This window comes from Empedobacter stercoris, from assembly GCF_025244765.1.
In the GTDB taxonomy this organism is placed as follows: domain Bacteria; phylum Bacteroidota; class Bacteroidia; order Flavobacteriales; family Weeksellaceae; genus Empedobacter; species Empedobacter stercoris.
Window position 1 is genome coordinate 1,610,959 of the sequence record NZ_CP104209.1, and the last position, 23,899, is coordinate 1,634,857.

General features: G+C 33.0%; 14 protein-coding genes. 2 read left to right on the forward strand and 12 right to left on the reverse strand.

Annotated elements, in window-relative coordinates; genetic code table 11:
* Nucleotides 1-193: 193 nt before the first annotated feature.
* Both NZD85_RS07660 and NZD85_RS07665 read right to left on the reverse strand, forming a co-directional pair.
* Entirely contained in the window at nt 194-1,450 is a 1,257-nt protein-coding gene (locus NZD85_RS07660; protein WP_171622832.1) for a type IX secretion system plug protein, read from the reverse strand.
* An 82-nt stretch (nt 1,451-1,532) separates the two neighbouring features.
* Complete coding sequence (locus NZD85_RS07665) at nt 1,533-3,947, reverse strand: alpha-ketoacid dehydrogenase subunit alpha/beta (protein WP_260541209.1); 2,415 nt, start codon at nt 3,945-3,947, stop codon at nt 1,533-1,535.
* Nucleotides 3,948-4,067: 120 nt separating this feature from the next.
* On the opposite strand from NZD85_RS07665, the gene NZD85_RS07670 reads away from it, so the two are divergent.
* Both NZD85_RS07670 and NZD85_RS07675 read left to right on the forward strand, forming a co-directional pair.
* On the forward strand, nt 4,068-6,809 hold the full coding sequence (locus NZD85_RS07670) for a M16 family metallopeptidase (protein WP_260541211.1): 2,742 nt from the start codon (nt 4,068-4,070) through the stop codon (nt 6,807-6,809).
* A gap of 218 nt (nt 6,810-7,027) precedes the next feature.
* The gene (locus NZD85_RS07675; protein ID WP_171622835.1) at nt 7,028-8,044 is read left to right on the forward strand and encodes a hypothetical protein; all 1,017 of its coding nucleotides are present in this window, start codon (nt 7,028-7,030) and stop codon (nt 8,042-8,044) included.
* A gap of 68 nt (nt 8,045-8,112) precedes the next feature.
* Here the strand turns inward: NZD85_RS07675 and NZD85_RS07680 are convergent, their stop codons facing one another.
* The 10 genes from NZD85_RS07680 to NZD85_RS07725 all read right to left on the reverse strand — a co-directional run bounded on the left by NZD85_RS07680 (nt 8,113) and on the right by NZD85_RS07725 (nt 23,827).
* Nucleotides 8,113-9,714, reverse strand: a complete 1,602-nt coding sequence (locus tag NZD85_RS07680; RefSeq protein ID WP_188319582.1) for a class I SAM-dependent methyltransferase — start codon at nt 9,712-9,714, stop codon at nt 8,113-8,115.
* A gap of 120 nt (nt 9,715-9,834) precedes the next feature.
* On the reverse strand, nt 9,835-10,446 hold the full coding sequence (locus NZD85_RS07685) for a PepSY-like domain-containing protein (RefSeq protein ID WP_260541214.1): 612 nt from the start codon (nt 10,444-10,446) through the stop codon (nt 9,835-9,837).
* A 79-nt stretch (nt 10,447-10,525) separates the two neighbouring features.
* Nucleotides 10,526-11,908, reverse strand: a complete 1,383-nt coding sequence (locus NZD85_RS07690) for an alpha-amylase family glycosyl hydrolase (protein ID WP_260541216.1) — start codon at nt 11,906-11,908, stop codon at nt 10,526-10,528.
* A gap of 25 nt (nt 11,909-11,933) precedes the next feature.
* On the reverse strand, nt 11,934-13,613 hold the full coding sequence (locus tag NZD85_RS07695) for an alpha-amylase family glycosyl hydrolase (protein WP_260541218.1): 1,680 nt from the start codon (nt 13,611-13,613) through the stop codon (nt 11,934-11,936).
* Between the two features lie 288 nt (nt 13,614-13,901).
* Nucleotides 13,902-16,079 (reverse strand): glycoside hydrolase family 97 protein, encoded by a 2,178-nt coding sequence (locus tag NZD85_RS07700; protein ID WP_260541220.1) that lies wholly within the window; start codon nt 16,077-16,079, stop codon nt 13,902-13,904.
* A gap of 157 nt (nt 16,080-16,236) precedes the next feature.
* On the reverse strand, nt 16,237-18,090 hold the full coding sequence (locus NZD85_RS07705) for a glycoside hydrolase family 13 protein (protein WP_225538926.1): 1,854 nt from the start codon (nt 18,088-18,090) through the stop codon (nt 16,237-16,239).
* Between the two features lie 223 nt (nt 18,091-18,313).
* Entirely contained in the window at nt 18,314-20,611 is a 2,298-nt protein-coding gene (locus NZD85_RS07710) for a glycoside hydrolase family 65 protein (RefSeq protein WP_260541238.1), read from the reverse strand.
* A 28-nt stretch (nt 20,612-20,639) separates the two neighbouring features.
* Nucleotides 20,640-21,296, reverse strand: a complete 657-nt coding sequence (gene pgmB, locus NZD85_RS07715; RefSeq protein WP_225541777.1) for a beta-phosphoglucomutase — start codon at nt 21,294-21,296, stop codon at nt 20,640-20,642.
* A gap of 5 nt (nt 21,297-21,301) precedes the next feature.
* A complete protein-coding gene (locus tag NZD85_RS07720; RefSeq protein ID WP_188319576.1) occupies nt 21,302-22,648 on the reverse strand; it encodes an MFS transporter in 1,347 nt (448 codons plus the stop codon).
* Nucleotides 22,649-22,807: 159 nt separating this feature from the next.
* Nucleotides 22,808-23,827, reverse strand: coding sequence for a LacI family DNA-binding transcriptional regulator (locus NZD85_RS07725; RefSeq protein ID WP_171622845.1), 1,020 nt, complete (start codon nt 23,825-23,827; stop codon nt 22,808-22,810).
* Between the last annotated feature and the right edge of the window lie 72 nt (nt 23,828-23,899).

A 23,899-nucleotide genomic window follows, 5' to 3' on the forward strand; every position in this document is an offset into this window, starting at 1 on the left:
TCGCCAATAATAAAAATCTACGGGAGATTTTTTGGTTTCGGAAGTACATCCAACCAAAAAAAACAATATAGTGAGTGATAAAAATCTGAATATAAAGTTCATGTCCAAATTTAAATAGAATTATAGTGAATTCTATCGTTAATTATAGTGAAATTTTTAAATCTAAAATTTAGAAAAATTCATTTGAAGTAATTTATCTCCTCGAATTTCCTGATCCGTACCCCATCAAAATATCGTAACGTTGTCCCCAAGGTCTATAGTAAAATAAAGCTTGGTATTGGTTTTCGGTTTGCCAAAAACTTCCACTCACATAACTTGGATCTATTTTTCCTGTTTTGGTGTTTTTTACAACGTATTGGTAATTGTAATAGCCTTGTTTCAAAAATAATTCGGTTACCCAAAGTCCTGAATCATCTTTCTCTAATCTCGAATTTTCATCAATATTCCAATTATTAAAAGCTCCCACGACGTAAGGTTCATACAATCCGTTTTGATCTTCGAACGCATCTAACGCAAAATAAACCCACGAATAATCCGCTTCAGAATTCGCTGCATATTCATTTCCATAACGGTTATTTCGGATATAAAAATTACCATCAATATCTGGGTAATCATCATATGGTAAATTGTATTTCGGAAAATCTACGCGTAAAACAGTATGGTATACACTATCTTTTCTGAATGTTTTTTCGGTTGTCATACTCGGAACCTCCAAATTTTTATTATCAAACCAATTGTATTCAGCTCCTCCTTCAAAAAGTGTATTGGTATCGTTGTATGTTAATTGATTTGGACGAGAAAATGATGGTCGATTAACAAAATAACCTTCGTTCCAATTGTTATTTTTCATCAAAAATAACTTTGCTCCATCTGGAACTTCCGTCAAATTTTGAGTTCCACTTGAAACCTGAATTTGTAAGCGCTGATTCAATTCTTTAACAGTTGGATTATTAAAACGAGAAACCATCACGCCAACATCTGTAATTGGTTGATAAACGGCAAATCTTTTCGTAAAAATAGGGTTGTCATCCGTATCCAAATATACTTTCAAAATGTAATTTCCTGGTAATTTAATATTCATTTGTTCGTTCGGAAATTGAATTTGATAATTGGTGTATTTTTGATAAGTATTGAACGAGTTTTTATATGTACGTGCATAATCTGCATTTACACCATTTAGAAATTCGGATTGAAAAATATTTGATTCTGTCCAATCTGCATTTCGATGCTCGATAGAATATTGGTAACGTCTATATCCTGCATTAATATCATCAAAAAGAAAAAATAAACTTTCCTCTGAACCTAACTTGATAATTGGTGTATTGTCGTTTGTTTGTGGATTAAAAACTTGAATAGTTTTAATATTTTTTGGTGGATTAACTTCTTGATATTGTCCTAAAACAATTGTCGTTAATAAACACAGGATAATCGAATAGAATTTCATTTTCATTACTATTTTGATTGATAAAAATACAAAAAAGCGTGTGTCTTTTTACAAAGACACACGCTTATATAACTTTAAATTTTATTTTTTAGTACAAAGCAGGAAACTCATTTGGTTTTGCTTCACGCATCAATTCATAAACCTTTTCAGTAATATCATCTACAGAAGGTTTTGAAAAATAATCTCCATCTGTCGCATAAGCAGGACGGTGAGCTTTCGCTGTAATCGTCAATGGCGCGCTATCTAATGTAAAATATCCACCTTGTTTTTCGACAATTTCTTGTAACAAAAATGCACTTGCTCCACCAGGAACATCTTCGTCAACAATTACTAAACGATTGGTTTTTGATAAACTTTTTGCAACATCTGCATTAATATCGAATGGTAATAATGATTGTGCATCAATTACCTCAACCGAAATTCCTAATTGTTCTAATTCTTTTGCTGCCTCCATTACAATTCTCCAAGTAGAACCATAAGTTAACAACGTTACATCTTGTCCTTCTTTTGTGATTTCAACTTCACCAATTGGCGTTGTAAATTCTCCAATATTTGTTGGTGCAGGTTCTTTCAGACGGTAACCGTTCAGACTTTCAACCACAATTGCTGGTTCATCTGCTTGCATTAATGTATTGTAAAAACCTGCCGCTTTAGTTAGATCGCGAGGAACTAAAACATTCACACCACGAACCAAATTCAATATTCCTCCCATTGGAGAACCAGAATGCCAAACACCTTCTAATCGGTGCCCACGCGTTCTGATTATTACCGGTGCTTTCTGACCACCATTTGTACGATAAAGTACAGTTGCTAAATCATCTGAAATTCCTTGTAAACAATAAAGAATATAATCTAAGTATTGAATTTCTGCAATAGGGCGTAAACCACGCATTGCTAACCCAATTCCTTGACCAAGAATTGTTGCTTCACGAATTCCTGTATCTGAAATCCGATCGATTCCATATTTCGCTTGAAGACCTTCTAAACCTTGGTTTACATCACCAATATTTCCAGCATCTTCTCCGAAAACTAATGCTTTTGGATACTTTTCGAAAAGTTTATCAAAGTTATCACGAACTATTACACGACCATCTTCTAATACTGGATTATCACCAAACTCAGGTTTCACTTGCGGAACTTGAGTTGCTGTACCTGAAACTAATTTCGTCGAATAAATTTCTTCTTCACGTTTCATTTTCGTATCCAACCAAGAAATTAATTCAGTTTTTGAACTTAAATTCTCAGAACGAGTTAAACGAATTATTTTACGAACTGCACCATAAACATCACGTTTAAATGGGCTTTTCTTCGATTTTAAATTATTAATTTCAATATTGATAAATGCTGAATTTACACTTTCTGAACCAACTTTCATTAATAAATCTAATGCTTGATTTTTCAACTCTAAAATTGGATTCAAATAATCATCCCAACATTGTTTTTGAGATTTTTTTACTTCTGCTTTTACTTCTGCTTCTAATTTATCCAACTCTTCTGCTGTAATAATTGCATCCGAATGATCTGCAAATGCTAAAATATATTCGCGGAATTTTGCTATTCCATCGTATTCTTTTTCCCAAGCTAAACGCTCTTCTGATTTGTAACGTTCGTGTGAACCAGACGTAGAGTGACCTTGTGGCTGTGTACATTCTTGCACGTGTACAATACAAGGAATATGATGCTCACGCGCAAATCTTTCTGCACGAGTATATGCTTCGATCAACGCTGGATAATCCCAAGCTTTTACAGTAATAATTTCGTAACCTCTTTCGTTTTCTGTTCTTCCAAAACCTGATAATAGTTCAGAAAGATTCGATTTTGTACGTTGAAATTTAGCTGGAACGGAAATTCCATAGCCATCGTCCCAAATAGAAACCACCATTGGCACTTGAAGAACTCCACCCGCATTTATCGTTTCCCAAAAATGTCCTTCAGATGTACTTGCATCACCAATTGTACCGAATGCAATTTCATTTCCACTTACAGAAAATTGTTGCTCTTCATCGGCTTGTGGTACATTTCTAAAATATTTTGATGCTTGTGCTAATCCTAATAAACGTGGCATTTGTCCCGCTGTAGGAGAAATATCTGCACTCGAATTTTTTTGCGCTGTTAGTTTTTTCCAAGAACCATCTTCGTTTAAAGATCTTGTTCCGAAGTGAGAAGTCATTTGACGACCTCCAGATGAAGGTTCTTTTTCTAAATCAGTTAAAGCGTATAATTGTGCGAAAAATTGTTCAACTGTTAGTTGACCAATAGCGAACATAAATGTCTGATCGCGGTAATACCCCGAACGGAAATCTCCATCTTTGAATACCTTTGCCATTGCAATTTGTGGTAACTCTTTTCCATCACCAAAAATTCCAAATTTTGCTTTCCCTGTAAGTACTTCTCTTCTTCCTAAAAGACTTACTTCACGAGACATAAAAGCCGTTCTATAATCACTAATGATTTGACTTTTAAACTCTTCGAAAGTAATTTTATTTACCTCTTTTGTTTCCATTTCTTTTGTTTGTTGCATCACAAATTTAACAAAAGATTTGTAACTTACACCATACAATTTGCGTCTAACGAATAGATTATAATTTTATATCATCCTATTAATAATACTAAAAATAAATACATGAAAAAAACTTTATTGAGTTTATGTTTGGTTTTTGCTTTTGCAAATTCATCGTATGTAATGGCTCAAACTAAAGCTGGAGGAGCAACTTTTGTTACTCAAGTAGAAGGAATAAAAGAGTACAAACTATCTAATGGTTTGCAAGTTTTATTACTTCCTGATCAATCTCAAAGTAATGTTGTCGTAAACATTGTTTACAATGTAGGTTCTAAACATGAAGGTTACGGAGAAAAAGGAATGGCGCATTTGTTAGAACATATGCTGTTTAAATCGACAAAAAACCTTGGTGATATCAAAAAAATGTTATCTGATAAAGGTGGAATAGCAAATGGAACAACGTGGTATGATCGTACAAATTATTATGAAATCTTTCCTTCAAGTGATGAAAATTTACGTTGGAGTATCGAAATGGAAGCTGATCGAATGATTAATGCAACCATCAAACAAGAAGATTTAGATAAAGAGTTTTCGGTTGTTCGCAATGAATTTGAAATTGGAGAAAATAATCCTTCAAGTGTACTGATGGAACGTGTGATTTCTGCTGGATATTTATGGCACAATTACGGAAAGTCGACGATTGGTTCCAAAGAAGATATCGAACGTGTTAAAACACCTCAATTACGTAAATTCTACGAAAAATACTATCAACCTGATAATGCTACATTAATTATTGCAGGAAAGTTTGACGAGAAAAAAACAATGGATTATGTCAATCAATATTTTGCTCCAATTCCAAAACCAACTCGTGTTTTAGACGAAGTCTTAACCGTTGAACCAGCACAAGACGGTGAAAAATTTGTAGAAGTAAAACGCGCAGGTGATTCTCAATCTGTTGGCGTGATGTATCACGTTGCAGCTTACAGCGACAAAGATTATGCAGCGATTGATGTGTTGAACAATATTCTGACTTCAGATCCATCTGGGTATTTATATAAAGCTTTAGTAGACACACACAAAATTGCTTCTATTTGGGCATTTAGTCCAGAAGTTCGTGATGCGAGTTTCTTTTATATTGGAACAGAAATTCCGAAAGAGAAAAATATTGAACAAACGAAAAATGATATTCGTGCAGAATTAGATAAAGTTGCCACAATTAATTATACTGATCAAGATGTACAACGTGCAAAAGCGAATATTATCAAGAACATCGAAAATAGAAAAAATAACACCATTAATTTTGCAATTGCTTTAACCGAAATTGTTGGTGCTGGTGATTATCGCTTAGGATTCTTGTACCGCGATAATATCGAAAACGTAACAAAAGAAGATATCAAACGTGTTGCTGAAAAATATTTTAGAGCGAACAATAGAACGGTTGGAACATTTATTCCTACAAAAGATGAAATTCGTGTAAAACCGAATGAATTAACGAATAAACAAATTACAGAATTAGTTTCAAATTATAAAGGTCGTGCTGCAGAGAAGGAAGCAAAACCTTTCGAAGCTTCGATCAAAAATCTTAAAGCGCATTATGCAGAAGGGAAATTGAACAATGGATTAAAATACGGAATCATCGATAAAGAAATCAAAGGTGAAAAAGTTATTTTATCATTCAATTTACCTGTTTCGAATGAAAAAGATTTAGCGAATAAAGGAATTATTGGTCAATTAACGGCTGAATTGTTAATGTCTGGAACGAAGAATCTAACAAAAGAACAAATCAAAGATCAATTAGATGAGTTGAAATCTTCTGTCGGATTTAGATTTAGTGGACAAACGTTATCCGTAACAATTAATACGTACAAAAATTCATTAGACAAAACAATGGATATCGTTCGTCAAATTATTACAGAACCAACTTTCCCTCAAGCCGAATTAACAAAAACTGTAAATGAATACACCACTTATTTAGACGCTAACACTAACGATCCACAAGCTTTAGCTTTCAATGAGATTAATCGTTTAACTTCTAATTATCCAAAATCATCTATTTTTTATACTGCTTCTTTTAGTGAATTAAAAGATGAAATTAAAACTATAAAACAAACTGATTTAGTTAATTTTTATAAAAACATTTTAGGTGCGCAAAACGGAGTTGTTTCTGTCGTTGGAACTAATGATAAAACTAAAGTTGAAAAAATACTGAGTGATACATTTGGCAAATGGAATAGTAAATCGAAATACGAAAAAGCATATCCAATGTTTACAGCAACTAAAAAAGAAGACAAATTATACAACATTGCTGACAAAGAAAATGCAGCTGCAGTTGGATCAATTAACTTCAAAATGAATCGTGAAAGTGCAGATTATGCAGCAATGGTTATGGCAAACGAAATGATTGGTAGCGGTGGATTTTTATCTGCTCGTATTCCTATGCGATTGAGAGAAAAAGAAGGTATCAGCTACGGTGCAGGTTCGTATGTTTCTATTCCAAACGATCCTAAAAACGATGTTGCTTCTTGGGGATATTACGCATTTTTGAATCCTACTAAACGTGAAGCTGTTGAAATAGCATTGAAAGAGGAAGTTGCAAAAGCATTGAAAGATGGTTTCACAGCTGAAGAATTAAAAACAAATATCGTAAGTTGGAAAAATGGACGTAACACATCTTTGGGAATGGATGGTACTTTATTAAGTTTATCGAATGGTTATTTGTTAAACGGAATTAGTTTTGATGATTTCGATAATTTAGAGAAAAAAGTTGATGCTCTGAATGTAAGTCAAGTAAATGAAGTTTTCAAAAAATACATTTCATTAGACAAATTGACTTCTGTTTACACGGGAACTTTTGATAAAAAATAACTTTAATCATACTCATTTCAAAAAAAGCTTCAGATGAATCTGAAGCTTTTTTTATGATTTGTTTAGAATAAAAATCTGTACAATTATTCATTTTCGGTCTAAAAAGAGAAAAAAACTGTTAAAAAATGCTTCATTTCATAACATTTACAATTTTTGGCATCATAATTTCTTATCACTACAAACAATAAAAAAACAATTAACCTTTAATAATAATTCGTATGCAAGGATTAGAAGATAACAATCAACCCACAAACAAAGGAAAAAATGGTTTAGTAATTCCTTTAGCTTTAGCGGGAATCTTATTAGCTGGTAGTGTTGGATATAATATTTATCAAGCAAATCAAATAGGAAACCTTGAAAAAAATGACTCTTTAAACTCTCAAATCCTTAAAAATGAAACCAATCAAAAAGATCAAATTCGTAGACAATATGATTCTATCTTAAACGATTACACGCAATACAAAGCGCGTATAGAGGATCGTAACAATTTGTTAGGCGATAAAGAAAATATGATTCAATTAAAGAATCAAGATATTCAAGAAATCTTAGAAAAAGACAATCCTACAGCAGAAGAAATGAATCGTGCACGTAAGATGATTAACGATTTAGAAGGTAGTGTAAAAAATTATAAGTCAGAAGTTGCTCGTTTACAAAAAGAAAATGCAATTCTTGTACGTAATGTTGAAGATTTAAACAATAAAAATTCTGCATTAACAACAGATAATAATAATTTAAGAGAAAACAACAAAGAATTAACGTATAACTACCAAACAGAGAAAAACGTTCGCCAAAAAGATAACGCTATTTCGAAAGGAAAAATTAATGAATTAAGTTCGACTTTATCTGTTTCAAATCAACAAATTAAAGGTATCCGAGTAAGAAGTAGTGGAAAAGAAGTTGAAAAAACACGTGCAAAACGTATTGATAAAATTCGTGTTTCTTTTGATGTAGATCGCAATTCGAGAACAGAATCTGGAGACAAAAAATTATATGTTGCCATCTATAATCCTGATGGAACGTTAGGTAGATACGGAAATGCACAAGGTGGACAAATTGAGTTAAGATCTGGGGATACAGTTGATTTCTCTGATGCAATTAGTTTCAATTACACAAATGGGCAAGTAAAAAATATTACATTTGATTGGGAAAATGAAGAATTCCAAAAAGGAGTTTATACTTTCAATGTTTACGAAAATGGATTTAAAATTAGTCAAGCAAAAATAACCCTGAACTAATTCATTGACACAAAGCTAACCAGAAAAGCTCAGCAAATGCTGAGCTTTTTTATGCTATTCATTCAAAACTATCGTTTAAGTAAATTGATACTAACAGTTGCCAATTCGTTATTTGGGTATTTTTTAAACAATGTTTTATCAGGCATTAATCCAGTTTCTTGACAAATGCGATGAAAAACATCAACCTCGACAATATATTGATCCGAAAAACCATGCGTTGCATCATAAGCTGTTGCAGGTGTATTTCCTAAATTTCTTGCTGTTAAATCTGGAGCGATTGTATGCAACTCGATTAACAATAATCCAAACTTATCAACATAAGGCGCCCATTTTTTGAGATGATTCAATAAATTCTGTTCCACATCGTTATTCGACAAACGTTTACCTCTAAAAGCAAATGCACCAGTGGACGTACTGATTCTATCTATTTTAACTTCTTTTACATCTTCCCAAATTCTATTATGATCTAAAAATGTTCTAATGTTCAACAAATCACTCAACTCAATAGAATAATCCTCTTTTAAATCAGTCGCCAATCGATCTGGATCACCGATATCGCCCCAAATCACTTTTGCCCAAATATCATTTTTAATTAAATTAGCACGCGTTACTTTCAATGCTGCTTGATTATAATCTGCACCAACTAAAAATAAAGGGTATTCATCCAAATGTTTTCCTCGCAATGTTTGTCGCTCTATCACATCATACAAATGCTGTAATAATGCACCATTTCCACATCCCATATCCAAAATACCTTTTGGTTGTTCTTCGATAGGACGATTAAAAATCTCGGCAATAAACTCATCTATCACTTTAAAATAAGTAGAATGTGCACCTCCACTACCCCAAACATTCATTTCGCGATTAACATGTTGCTCATCTTCGCCTTCTGTAATCTCTCTCAATTTCGTTGGCGAACCAAATAGTAAATCGTTCAATTTTGCAAACATTGGCAAATACGATACAGTAACACCGTAAGATGTTGCTCTACGTGCAAAAAACAAGCCTGTTTCAGTAAATTTATAATTCTTCTCGTGTTTTGAAAACCAACCTAATTCGGCAAGTCGCTCCAATATTTTTTCAAATGTTTGTGGATTTTTATGAAATTCATCTGGATTGAAAGAAGCTTCCATAAAATATTTATGAAACAAACCGCTCATTCCCATTCGAACAATGATAGGTCCAACCAAAGCTCCTTCGATATGTTTTGTAATTTGATAATGCAATGGTTTTTCAAGAAACTCTTCGTTATCACTTGTCAGTAAATATGTTTTGTACTTATCAAATAACTTGATCCATTTTTTACAAAATTCTTCCGAAAAATCATGTTGATGAATCACTTCATCTTCAGCTAAAAAAACACCTAAATCATGGTAAATATCAAAATTTGTAAATGCTCTGTCTGAATATTTATTGGTTTGAATTTCGACAATTTTTTGTTCATTATTTACCGTATACTCTAACATATTTTGAGAAGCCAACACACGCAAAGCAACATTTAAATATCCTTCGTTTGCTTGAAATTCTTTTGTTAGCTGATCCAATAACATCGTTTTATGTTCGACAATATAATGCAACACACCTTTGCTCGCTAAAACATTCAATATCGGTGCAGTTACCAAACCATCAAGATGTCTAAAGATTAACGATCTCAAATATTTTTTATCCATTTTGGTTGATTTTTTCTCTTATAAATATATTGATAATTACGAAATATTGGTAAGAAAAATAGCGTGATTTTAAATTACTTAAAATAAAAAAAACTCATCCGTAGACAAGGTTTTATAGGATTAATCAATTTTGATGAAATTTCCGTGCGAATTGAATTTCAATGTTTGTTTTGATTGTAAAAATTCTACTTCGTAAGAACCATCTTTTTTATCTCGTTCAATCTTTTTAATAGGACTTTTTAGATTATTTTTTTCAAGATAACTTTTTATTTTTTCAGGAAAAAAATTGGTTGGAATTGCTTTTCCTAACCCATTCTTCACTTCTATCCATTGTCCATTATCTGAAAATTCTAATTTTGTTCCATCTTTTAATTGAATATTATATGTTGTGATGTTGCGTTCAACTTCTTTTATAGCATTCAACAATTTGAGATTTCCGAAATTTTGTGCAATAAAATTCTGCACATTTACAGGTAAATTATTCGCTGAAACGACCATTTCATTTGAATCAATATTTACCGTTTTTTGTTGACCATCATCTTGTAAAACGACATAAGAGTTCGATGAATTCGATGAATCTGATCCATTCACTATATCGCTTTCCATAACGATAGGTTGCTCAGGCGCTTCCGATTTACTCGAAATAATATCATTTTCAGTAGATTTTTTTGATTCGCATGCAGTTAAAACTAAACTAAAAATAGCGAGTAATGATAAAACTATTTTTTTCATAATTTTGATTTTAAACGTTTATCAACAAGCATTATACCATAAAAAAATGCTGATTAAAATTTAACCAGCATTTAAGAGTTTATTTTTTCTGAACGAGAATAAGATATTCCCACGGTTTTAATTTCAGTTTAGTTGTCGCATCAAATGGTACATCTTCATTGTTCATAAAGTTTTTATAAATTCCGCTAATTGGAACTGTAACTTCTTTTTCCGACTTTGTTAAATTTGCCACAAAATAAGCTTCTGTTGTATTTTTCTTTCGTTTGAAAGCTAAAATAGATTTATCATCCGAAGTTTTAAGTCGTTCGTAAGAAGCTGCTTTTTTCGCTCCATTAAAGGCTTCATTTGTTACTTTTAATTCTCCTAATTTTTCGTAAACACCTCTCATTTTTGCAGTTGGATTACGATCAATCGAATCTTTTACAAAGAATTTTAGTCGACGACTGAAATCTTCTTCTTGTCCATTATAAATCAACGGGATTCCAGGCAAGGTGTACGTTAAAACGGCAAAAGTTTCAACTGCATCACCCATTCTTTCATACTCTGTTCCTGCCCAAGAATTTTCGTCGTGGTTTGATGTGAATAATAATTTATAATCATCTGCTTGCCATTTTTTTGGAATCGAATCCATGTATGCATCAATCGCAGAAACATTCTTTTTACCTTTGGCGATATCATTCATAATATGATGAATTTCCCATCCATAAGCCGCGTCAAAAGCGTTTACTAAAAGATCTGGATTTTCTGTTTCACCTAACATAAATATCTCGCGATCACTTGCCAATTTCGGTTTCGCTTCTTCCCAAAAATCAGTTGGCACTTCATGTGCCATATCGCAACGGAAACCATCGATTTTGAAATCATCTAACCAATATTTCATATCAGCAATCATCTGTTTGCGCATTTCTTTGTTTTCGAAATTCAACGCTACAACATCTGTCCAATCATAAGGAGAATGCATTTTTCCATTCTTATCTTGTTCGTACCAATCGGGGTGTTGTTTTACCCAAGGATGATCCCAAGCTGTGTGATTCGCGACCCAATCTAAAATAACATACATGCCATTTTTGTGCGCTTCATCAACCAATTTCTTGAAATCTTCGGCATTCCCAAATTCTGGATTAATTCCTCTATAATCTTTGATCGAATAATATGAACCTAAACCTTCTTTTCTATTCTCTTCTCCAATCGGATGAATCGGCATAATCCAAAGGATTTTGACTCCCAATTTTTTGATGTTAGAAATTTCTTTTGTTACCGCTTCAAAAGTTCCTTCTGGCGAAAACTGACGAACATTCACTTCATAAATAACGGACGTTTCTGCCATCTCAGCTGTAAAAGGGACAAAGGCTTGTTCTTTCATTTCAGTTTTTACATCCTCTGACTTTGTTTCTTTTTTGCTTTCGCAACTTGTCATAAACAAAGTCGTTATCAACGTTAAACCAGCTATTTTTTTTATCATTTTTATCTTCTAATTCTTCTAAAAATTAATTCACTTTCTCTAATAATACTATATCAGAAGTTGTATTCAATTCAAAATTTCCGTTTACAACTTTTCCTGAAACACTTGAATAAGCATCACGAACTTTAGTCCCATCTTTCCAAACCGAACTCACATTAATTGACTTTTTACCAATAGGCATTTCCAGTCCAATAACGACATCATCTGTCTTGTATTTTCGTGTAAAAATATACGGCGAATTTTGTAAATCAGTTTGATTTCCTGCCCCAACTGCGGGATGATTTCGTCTAAATTGTCCTAATTTCTGGTAATGTTTCAATAATGATTCCGTTTCTGAATTTGGTTTGATACTTTCCCAATTCATATTCGAACGAAGATTAGCATCTCCTTCAACGCCCACAACTTCTAATGGACGAGCTGTTTCGTCACCATAATAAATCTGCGAAATACCAGGTGTCAACAACAATCGAGTACCTGCATCCCAAGGATTTTGACGATTTTTATCGAAAGGCGAACCATCGTCATGGGAAGTAATGTAACTCATTACAGATTTCCCGTCCATTTTGTTTTGAAGAATATCATTGTATCGATCAAAAACAGTTTTATTGGATTCTTTTTGAGTTGAGCGCAAATCGAAATTGATTAATGCATCAAATCCATTCTCGAAATAGTTAACTGTTTGATCAGGAAAATGAAATTGTTGTGCATCATTAATCGAATAATTATAAACTTCTCCTAACAAGAAAAACTTGTTTTGATCTAATATTTTGGTTGGATTTGCAGCTTTATATTCTTCAAAAGCATCTTGACAAATCTCATTGAATTTCTTCCATACATCTTCTTCTGTATGTTTTACTGTATCGACACGATAGCCATCAATTCCGTACTTTCTAATGTAATCAGAAAGCCATTTCATGATATAATATTTCGGTGCTTTTGGTAAGTTATATGTTGTAAAAAAAGCATTCAATTCTGCCACTTCTTTCTCCAATCGACCTTCTTTCGACCATTTTGCTAACAATTGTGGTGGTAGTAAAACATCATTTTCGGATTCCGTTAAAATATCTGGTAAGTTTTTCACCAACGTACATTCTATCGTCGATTTATAGGAATCGTACGTGCATTGAGGAGAAACACGAACCCAATCCGAAGGAAAAATACCATCCGAAGTTGTCGCTGGACCAGTGTGATTAATCACCGCATCCAACATAATACGAATTCCTTTCGAATGTGCTTTATCAACTAATTCTTGTAACTCTTTTTCAGTTCCCCAATTTTTATCAATTGAAGTCCAATCTTTTGTCCAATAACCATGAAATCCATACGTTTTCCCTTGACCTTCGTCTACAAAACCATGAATTTGCTCCACGATTGGCGTCATCCAGATGGCGTTTACACCTAAATCAGTAAAATAATTAGCTTCAATTTTATTAATTACTCCACGAAAATCTCCGCCTTCGAAACCTCTTAATTTTGCTGTTTCGGTTGTCCTTCCGTAGTTTACATCATTTGTTTTATCTCCATTTTCGAAACGATCTGTCAATAAAAAATAAACATTTGCTGCATTCCAAACAAATGGTTGTTTTTGGCTTGATTCATTTTCTTGTGATGATTTAACTTCTTTATTAGTTGCAACTTTTGAGGTTGTACAAGATGTAAAAAACAAACCTGCAAATAAACTAAGTTTTACTATTTTTTTAATCATTGATTCTGATTTTAAACATTATAGATGAGTCTTAAACAAGCTCAGAATGACAATTTCCGTTTTGTCATGTTAAACATATTTCAACATCTCATCATTCTTTATATAATCTTGAAACAAGTTTAAGATTACTTTCTATTCGTCATTTCAAGTGATTCTGATAAGAATCGTATCGAGAAATTAGGCGAATTTTCACATCTTACTTCTCGATATAAATTTTCTCCATTATCATTTCGAAAATTCACTCGAAATGACGTGAAATTAGAATTTAAAACTTTTTAAGTCTAAAATTTATTTAATCTCCTTAATACTAATTGCAAAACCTCCACCAGCTTGAGATGTTAAATCTAAAACTGATTTTACGTCAACCTTTTTTGTTTCGATTTTATAGGCTTGAGGATTTGTTTTGTAATGCGCATCTTTTGCATCAGCATAAATTGTTGCTTCGTATTTTTTCCCTTTCTCTAAGAAATCTAATTTGAGTTTCGTTGATCGAGGCGTTTCGCCATTCACATTTCCAATAAACCAGTTGTTTGAGTTTTTATCTTTACGTGCAATTGTTAAATATTTTCCTGGTTCAGCTTCCAAATAGTTAGAATCTTGCCAATCTACAGGCACATCTTTAATGAATTGAAATGCATCAGAAAATTGTTTGTAATGCTCGATAATATCAGCTGCCATTTGCAAAGGCGAATACATTGTCACGTACAAAGCCAACTGATTTGCTATTGTAGAATTAACATGCGAATGGTTGTTTGGATTTAATTTCTTCACATCCATTTCGAAAATACCCGGTGTATAATCCATTGGTCCACCTAAAAGACGTGTAAATGGTAAAATTGTGACGTGATTTGGTTTAGATCCTCCGAATGCTTGATATTCTGTTCCACGCGCAGATTCATTACCGATTAAGTTTGGCCATGTACGTGCAAGTCCAGTAGGACGAACCGCCTCGTGTGCATTCACCATAATTTTATAATCAGCCGCTTTTTCTATCGCATATTGATAATGATTGATGGTATTTTGACTGTAATGATAATCTCCACGAGGAACGATATCTCCTACATATCCACTTTTTACAGATGTATAACCATTCTTATTCATAAATTGATAGGCTTTGTCCAAATGTCTTTCGTAGTTTCGAATTGCCCCTGATGTTTCGTGGTGCATCATAATTTTTACACCTTTTGATTTTGCATAAGCATTTAACATTTTTACATCAAAATCTGGATAAGGTGTTAAAAAATCGAATACGTAATCTTTATGATTTCCAAACCAATCTTCCCAACCTTCGTTCCAACCTTCTACTAAAACAGCATCAAAACCGTGCTCTGCAGCAAAATCAATATATTCTTTTACATGTTTGTTATTCGCAGCATGTTTTCCATTTGGTTTCGCATTTTTATAATCTGTTACACCTAATTGTATAGTTGGAAATTCATCTGTATAAGCCCAAGAACTTTTTCCTGTAATCATTTCCCACCAAACACCGATATATTTTACTGGTTTGATCCAAGAAGTATCTTTGATCTTAGAAGGTTCATTTAAATTATAAATTAATTGTGGCCCTTTAAATGCTACTTCTCTTGCATCGTCACTTGCAATAATTGTACGCCAAGGCGTATTGAAAGGTGCTTGTAAATACCCTTTATCACCTAAAGCATCTGGTGTTAACCACGATTCAAATGTTAATGTTTTATCATCTAAATTTAAACTCATTGCAGGATAATTAATCAACGCCGCTTCGTGTAAGTTGATGTAAAGCCCATTTGTTGCTTTCATCATCAGAGCTGTTTGTACACCTGTTTTTGAGAACGCTTGTTGAGATGCATTTCCGATGTATGCTTTATCAAATAAACCTCTAATTTCTGTTAATTTAGATTCTGTATAATCGTATTCTTGTGTATCGTAATCTCCAGGAATCCAGAAAGCGGTATGATCTCCTGCCATTGCGAATTGAGAACGCTCTTCTTTGATGACAAAATATTTCAAATTCTTTTGTTCTGGAAACTCGTATCGGAAACCTAAACCTTCGTTGAATAAGCGAAAACGAATAATCATTTGACGATCTGTATTTGACTGAGAAACCGTCACCGCTAATTCGTTAAAATTATTTCTGATTTTATCGACTTCTCCCCAAACTGGTTGCCATGTTTCGTCGAAAGTTAATGTTTTGGTAGCAATGATTTTAAAACCTGATAAAAAGTTCGCAATATCTTTTGCTTTATCGTCTTCCACTCGGTCTTGGACAGCGAAATCCATTTCTTTGTGCTTCGTTTTAAATTCAAATCCTAAATGACTTGGATTGATTACATCTTTTCCTTTATATTTTAATTGATAAGTCGGTTTTCCATCTTTTGACAATGAGAAATCCATCACAAAATTTCCATTTGGCGATTTCAATTCTTGTCCATAAACCATGTTCATCATTGCGATCCCTAAACCAAGTATAAACTTAAAGTTTTTCATAGTGTTTGTTTTTATATTTTTTGTTTGTTTTATGCTTTACGTCTAATGCTTAAAGCTATAAATTACATGTTGAGCTGAACTGTTTTCAGTTTTTCATTCTCTCCTTTATGTGATCCTGCACTTCGACATGCTCAGTGCGGCAGTTCAGGATGACTTATTACTTTTTAAGTTCAATAATCATTGCAGTTTTACCATCAATTGAGATTTCTTCACTTGATTTAATTGGAAATGTTTTATCTGAAATAATCTCTTTACCTGAAGTAATTCCATCTAATGATTCTGTGAATCGATCTAATTTGAAGGTTTGTTTTTCTGGATTTGCATTCAAAACAACCATTACAGATTCTTTCTCGTTGTATCTAAAATATACATAAACATTTTGCTGTGGCATATAATGTTTTGTTTTCCCTGAATGGATCACTTCTTTATTTTTTCTCCAATTGAAAACTTTTGCTGTAAAATCGTGAAATTGTTTTTGCTCCAAAGTTCTTCCTTCGTTTGTAAAAGCATTTTTCTGATCAGCTTTCCATCCACCAGGAAAATCGCGACGAATATCTGCATCCCCTTTACTTTTATCGCCACGCATACCAATTTCAGAACCATAATACACTTGCGGGATTCCACGAACGGTAGAAATTAATGATAACCCCAGTTTATAATCATTAATATTACCATTCATCATTTCGTTCCAACGCTCTGTATCGTGATTTTCCATAAATACAAACATGTTGTTAACATTTGGGTATAAAAAGTCATTTGTAAACGAATTGTACAATTTGATCATTCCTTTGTCCCAAGACTCTTCTTCTTTGATTGCTTTTGGTAATTCTGAGAATAAATTAAAATCCATTACAGAAGGCAAATGTGAATTATAATTGTCAATTTCAGCAATCTTCGAATCTTTTTGCCAATACGAAATATGAGCTGGCGAATACATCCACGCTTCACCTACGATATTAAAATTAGGATATTCTGTCGTAATAGCTTTTACCCATTTTGCCATTCCTTCTTTGTTATTGTACGGATATGTATCCACACGCATTCCGCCTAATTCTGCATATTCTATCCACCAAATGGCATTTTGCGTCAGATAATTTAATACCAAAGGATTTGATTGATTCATGTCTGGCATTGTATAATCAAACCAACCGTCTAACGCTTCTTTTTTGTCTATTTCCGAAGCATTTTTATCAAACTGAGTTGTTGTCCGATAATTTGAGCGACGGAAACCATCTTTTCCTCCTGGAAATTTGTGAATCCAATCTTGCGATGGTAAATCCTGAATCATCCAATGCGAAATTCCCCAATGATTGGTTACATAATCTTGAATTAAGTACATCCCACGTTTATTCAATTCACGAGAAAGTTCTCGATAATCTTCATTTGTTCCGTAACGTCCATCAATCTTATATAAATCTGTCTGTGCATAACCATGATACGAATGTTGTTTTTCGTTATCCTCATTAACAGGCGTTAACCAAACTGCAGTTGCCCCAAGATTTTGAATATAATCTACATTATTAATAATTCCTCGCAAATCTCCACCATGTCGACTATCTGGAATAGAACGATTGGCTTTATCAGTCAATACTTTTTTCGAATCATTGCTTTCGTCACCGTTTGCAAAACGATCTGGCATGATTAAATACACCACATCTTTTGACGTAAAAGAAGAACGATTGGCAGAATTTGGCTGACGATCTTTTAACTCGTACGTGTACGAATCAACAACTTTATTTTTGTTTTTGATGTTAATTTTAAAGGATGATTTGTTTACATCATTTGTATTAACCGTTACAAAAACATAGTTTGGATTTTCTGTTTTCTGAATATCTTTGATCTTTATTTGATCCGATAACTCAATACTGTATTTACTGATATCTTTTCCGTAAACCAGAATTTGAACTTCTGGATTTTTCATCCCTTTCCACCAAAACATGGGCTCTACTTTTTGTATTTGAGCAAAAGCAAAGTTTGATAGTAAAGAGGTTAATACGAATAGTTTTTTCATTTTGTTTATTTTTTATTATTCATTTTTATTCATGACTATTATAAATTCTTTTATATGAATTCATATGCCCTTTGGGGAAGTCTTGACACAAAAACGAATCAAAAAAGTCAAGGCTTTAAATACGTTTTCCAAAAAAAAACGTAGAACACATCACTTAAAACTTATAACCTTAAATAAAAATACCTCGAAAGCCAAAGCCTTCAAGGTATTTGAATTCCCTTTATTAAATTGAAGGCTGAACAATAACTTTTTGGTCGAAAACATAAACCTCTAATGGCTTTGTTCCTTCCAATTCGAAAGTAGTTTCTCCTTTATTTACATTGACTTTTAGGATTTGATTACGGAAATTGATTTTAAACGAAAAACCTTTCCATTGTTCTGGTAAACGTGGTTCAAAATATAATTGATCGTTTTTAACACGCATTCCACCAAATCCTTCTACAATCGACATCCAAGTACCTGCCATTGATGTGATGTGTAATCCTTCGTGAACTTCTTTGTTATAATCATCTAAATCTAAACGAGAAGTTCTCAAGTAGAAGGTATATGCTTGATTCATTCTTCCTAACGTTGCCGCTTGAATAGAGTGAACACAAGGCGATAATGATGATTCGTGAACCGTTAATGGTTCGTAGAAATCAAAATGTTTTTCTAATTGCTCTTTTGTAAAATGATCTTCGAAATAATAGAATGATTGTAAAACGTCTGCTTGTTTGATATAAGCTGAACGTAAAATACGATCCCACGACCATTTTTGATTGATTGGTCGTTCTTCGTTAGATAATTCAGAAACAGGTGTTAAATCTTTGTCCAAGAAACCATCTTGTTGCAAGTAAACTCCTAATTCTTCGCTAAATGGAAAATAGATATTTGCTGCCATATTTTTCATTTCTGCTAACTCAGTATCTGTAAGATTTGTTTTAGCGACAATTCGTTCAAAATCTTGTGGATAATTTGTTTTAACATTTTCAACTTGATCAATCAAATAATTCATACACCATTGCGCACAATAATTTGAGTGAAAGTTATTATTCACATTATTCTCATATTCGTTAGGTCCTGTTACACCTAACATGACATATTGTTTCTTGTCATTTGACCAATTAACACGCTGTTTCCAGAAACGTGCAATTCCTAATAAAACCTCTAAACCAGCTTCAGGAATATAAGACTCATCACCCGTAAAACGAGTATAATTGTAAATCGCAAAAGCAATTGCTCCATTACGATGAATTTCTTCGAAGGTAATTTCCCATTCGTTATGGCATTCTTCTCCGTTCATCGTAACCATTGGATACAATGCAGCTCCTTTATTGAAACCTAATTTCGCTCCGTTTTCTATCGCTTTATCCAATTGATTGTAGCGATACATTAACAGATTTCGTGCTACTTTTTGATCTTTAGTTACCATATAAAACGGTAAGCAATACGCTTCTGTATCCCAATAGGTAGATCCACCGTATTTTTCACCTGTAAATCCTTTTGGACCGATATTTAAACGTGCGTCTTTTCCTGAGTATGTCTGGTTTAATTGAAAAATATTGAAACGAATTCCTTGTTGTGCTTTCGTATCACCATCTATCGTAATATCTGCCATTTCCCAAGTCTTCGCCCAAGCCTCTTTTTGGTTTATTAACAATTGTTCATAACCTAAATTATTCGCTTGTTCTAAAACCTTTTCAGCAGCAGAAATCAATTCATTTTCGAGATGATTTGTTGAAACAACATAACCTCCAAATTTTTCAATGGTTACTGTATCATTGGTTTTAACCTCAACTTCATATGTAAATTCAACTTTTGTATTCGTTTTAACATTGGAAATTGATTTGACTTGTTGATAACTTCCATTAATAGAAATTTTACTTTCCATAAAAGTCACCACATTAAAGTGTGTTTTAAACGTTTGTGCTTGTACAAAACCTTGTTCAGCTTTTATTTCTGACGAAATTGGCTCCCAAAATGTTTCTTCCCAATTGGCATCTTCATTTTTTACACCAGCATCTACATAAGGTTTAAAAACAATTTTCGCATCACCGTTCAACGGTTTGATATCATATTTTATCACACCTAATTCATCCAAATCAGCAGAAAGAAAACGACGAACAAACACTTCAATTTCTAATCCAGAAGGTAAAGTAGCTACAAAAGAACGATCCAAAATACCTTCTTTCATATTCAATTCACGACGAAAGTTTTTGATTTCTTTACACGTATTCAAATCAAATTGTTCACCATTAATTTCGATGTTAATTCCGATCCAAACTGGTGCATTTAACACTTTTGCAAAATATTCTGGATAACCGTTTTTCCACCATCCCACTTTTGTTTTATCAGGATAATAAACTCCAGCGATGTAACTTCCTTGAAACGTATCACCTGAATAAAATTCTTCGAAATTTGCACGTTGTCCCGTTGCTCCATTACCGATAGAAAATAAACTTTCAGACGATTTTACGCGATCTTTTTCAAACCCTTCTTCGATAATTGACCATGCATTCGGGATGATATAATCTTGATTCATTTTTATTGTATTGTAAGTTGTTTGTGTTTTATTGATTGATCAATTCCATTAAGAATTCTTCTGTGATTTCTGTAAAATTGTTGAAGTTATGGTTGGCTTCATTCAAAACCGAAGAATCTCCAATTCCTATGCTTGTCATACCTGCAACATTTGCTGCTTGAATTCCTGCAACAGAATCTTCGAACACGATTGAATTCTCATTTGGTTGATTGGCTTTTTTAGCTCCAACGATAAAAACTTCTGGATCTGGTTTGGCATTCGTAACGTCATTTCCATCAACGATATCATCAAAATAATTTAGAATATTTACTTTTTCTAAAATTGGTCGTGCATTCTTAGAAGCAGAGCCTAAAATGATGGGTTGATGATTTGCTTTCAGAAAGTTTAAAACTTTCATGACTCCAGGTAAAATTTCAGAATCATCCATTTTGTTGATATAACCTAAATATTCTTCGTTCTTCTGAATTAACCATTCGTTTTTTTGTTCATCTGATGCATGAACACTTCCTAATCCAAGGATAATTTCTAAGGAACGTACACGAGAAACACCTTTTAGCAACTCGTTATGATCGTGTGTAAAATCGATATTCAAATTATTTGCTAAATTTTTCCATGCTAAATAATGGTACTTTGCAGTGTCTACGATGACACCATCTAAATCGAAAATAAATGCTTTAGTTTTCAAAATGATTATGCTTTGATTGGTTCATCCACATCTTTTACACGCGTTACAAAAAGTGCAGCTATGATTAAAGCAACTCCACTTGTTACGATGGCGTAGATTGGATTATCATTATAAATATATTTCACTATAGGTCCGCCCAATAGAGCGTTGACAATTTGAGGCATGCAGATAAAGAAATTAAAAATCCCCATGTAAACGCCCATTTTTTTGGCTGGAATTGCTCCTGCTAAAATCGCATATGGCATGGATAGAATACTTGCCCAAGCGATTCCTACTCCAACCATGGAAAGGATTAATAATTTTGGATCATGAATAAAATAAATGGAAATTAATCCTAAACCTCCACAAATTAAAGAAATGGCATGGGTTGTTTTGCGACCAAATTTTAAGGCAATTGAAGGTAAGAAAAATGCAAAAATTGCTGAAATCCCGTTGTAAACTCCGAAAATAATTCCAACCCAATCTCCTGCTTTTTGATAGGTTTCTGAATGAGTGTCATTCAATGATAAACCATATACATGGTGTGCTATTGCAGGAGTTGCATATACCCACATACCGAATAAAGCAAACCATGTAAAAAATTGAACCAAGCCTAATTGTTTCATGGTTGTAGGCATATTCCCAAAATCTATAAAAATTTGAGAAAGACTTGATTTTTCTTCTACAATCGGTTCTTTTCCTTCGGCCTTTTCAAATGCTTCTAATTGTTCTGGCGTGTATTCTTTTGTAGTAAAAATGGTGATTAAAACTGTTACGATAATTGCTATTGCTCCAATGATAAATGATAAAATCAAGTGAAAAGGAATTTCTCCTTCTGCAGCCGTGCTCGAAACACCAAACCAATTGCTCAAAACATAAGGTAACCAAGAACCAATTACAGCACCTAAACCAATAATAACTGTTTGAATAGAATAACCTAAAGTTCGCTGATCTGAAGGTAACATATCTGCTACAAACGCACGCATAGGCTCCATTGCGATGTTGAATGAAGCATCCATGATCATTAAAAATCCTGCACCCATCCATAAAGCAGGCAATAATGCTGTAAATGCACCCGCTTGTGGCATTAAGATTAATCCGAAAGAAGCCAATAAGGCTCCTATTAAAAAGTAAGGTTTTCTACGTCCAAATTTAGACCATGTATTATCCGAATAATGTCCGATGATCGGTTGAACAATCAATCCCATTAATGGAGCGACAATCCAAAACCAAGACAATTCGTGTACATCAGCTCCAAAAGAACTTAAAATTCGGCTTGCATTTGCATTTTGCAAAGCAAATCCCATTTGAACTCCTAAATATCCGAAACTTAAATTCCAGATTTCAAGAAATCCTAATCTACGCTTTTTCATTATCGTAATTATTATTAATTATTTACGATAAGCGTTTCAGCTTATCAAAACTATATTTTTGGTTTGAGAAGTAAAAATATGTTTTGATTAGATTACAATGTTAAAAAAATTTTTTGGGATTATTGCAACTGTTACAATTATTTAACCTAAAAATACTTACTAAAACGTTGTAGTTTCTCGGTGCAATAATTCTGTTCCGACAACTTCGGTTATATAATGTTCGTGTTCGTTTTCTGATTCTAATTTTTGAATTAAAAGTCGGGCTGCTATCTCCCCCATTTTAAATGCATTTTGTTTGACTGTAGAAATGCTTGGTATTGAGTTTTTGGATATTACACCATCAGTAAAAGCGATTAAATGTAAATCTTCTGGCACTTTAATCCCTCTTTTAAGAGCTGTTCTTAACACTTTTACAGCATACAATTCGTTAACTGCCATAACTGCATCAAATTCATTTTTTTCGAAAAAATCATCAATCATAGTGTCCAATTGACTTTCATCTTCTATTCTTAAAATCAAATTTTCGTTAACGTCAATCCCATTCGCTTCCAATGTCTTTTTATAGCCTTCTGTTCTTAATCTTCCGACACTTATGTAATCTGGTGTTGTAATAAACCCTATTTTCTTACGTCCTTTACTGATAAAGTATTGTATCGCTTCTTGTGTCGCTAAGACATCATCAATAATCACTTTATCGGTATACACCTCACGTGTTACACGATCGAACATTACAACTGGCATACCTTGATTGATAATTTCTTTGATGTGATGATAGTCTTTTTTGGCTTGGGTTTCTTTGGAAAGAGAAATGACGAATCCATCTATACTACCAGAAGCAAGCATTTCCATATTAATTACTTCTCGTTCGTAGGACTCATTTGATAAACATATTAAAACATTGTATCCTGATTGATTCGCTAAATTTTCGATACCGCTAATTACCATAGCGAAAAAATCGTGCACAATTTCGGGAATAATCACGGCAATAGTTTTCGTCTTTCGATTCTTTAAACTTAATGCAATATTATTTGGTTTGTAGTTGTATAATTTTGCGAAAGCTTGAATTTTATTTCGTGTAGCTTCACTGATTTCATCACTATTTTTTAAAGCCTTCGAAACCGTTGATATCGAAACATCTAATTCTTTTGCAATCTGTTTTAAAGTCAAATTCTTTTTCATAATCTTCTTTCTACCTAAACCATCAATCGTATTCGACTAATTTCTGTTTTTTTTATTAAATATTAACATCCT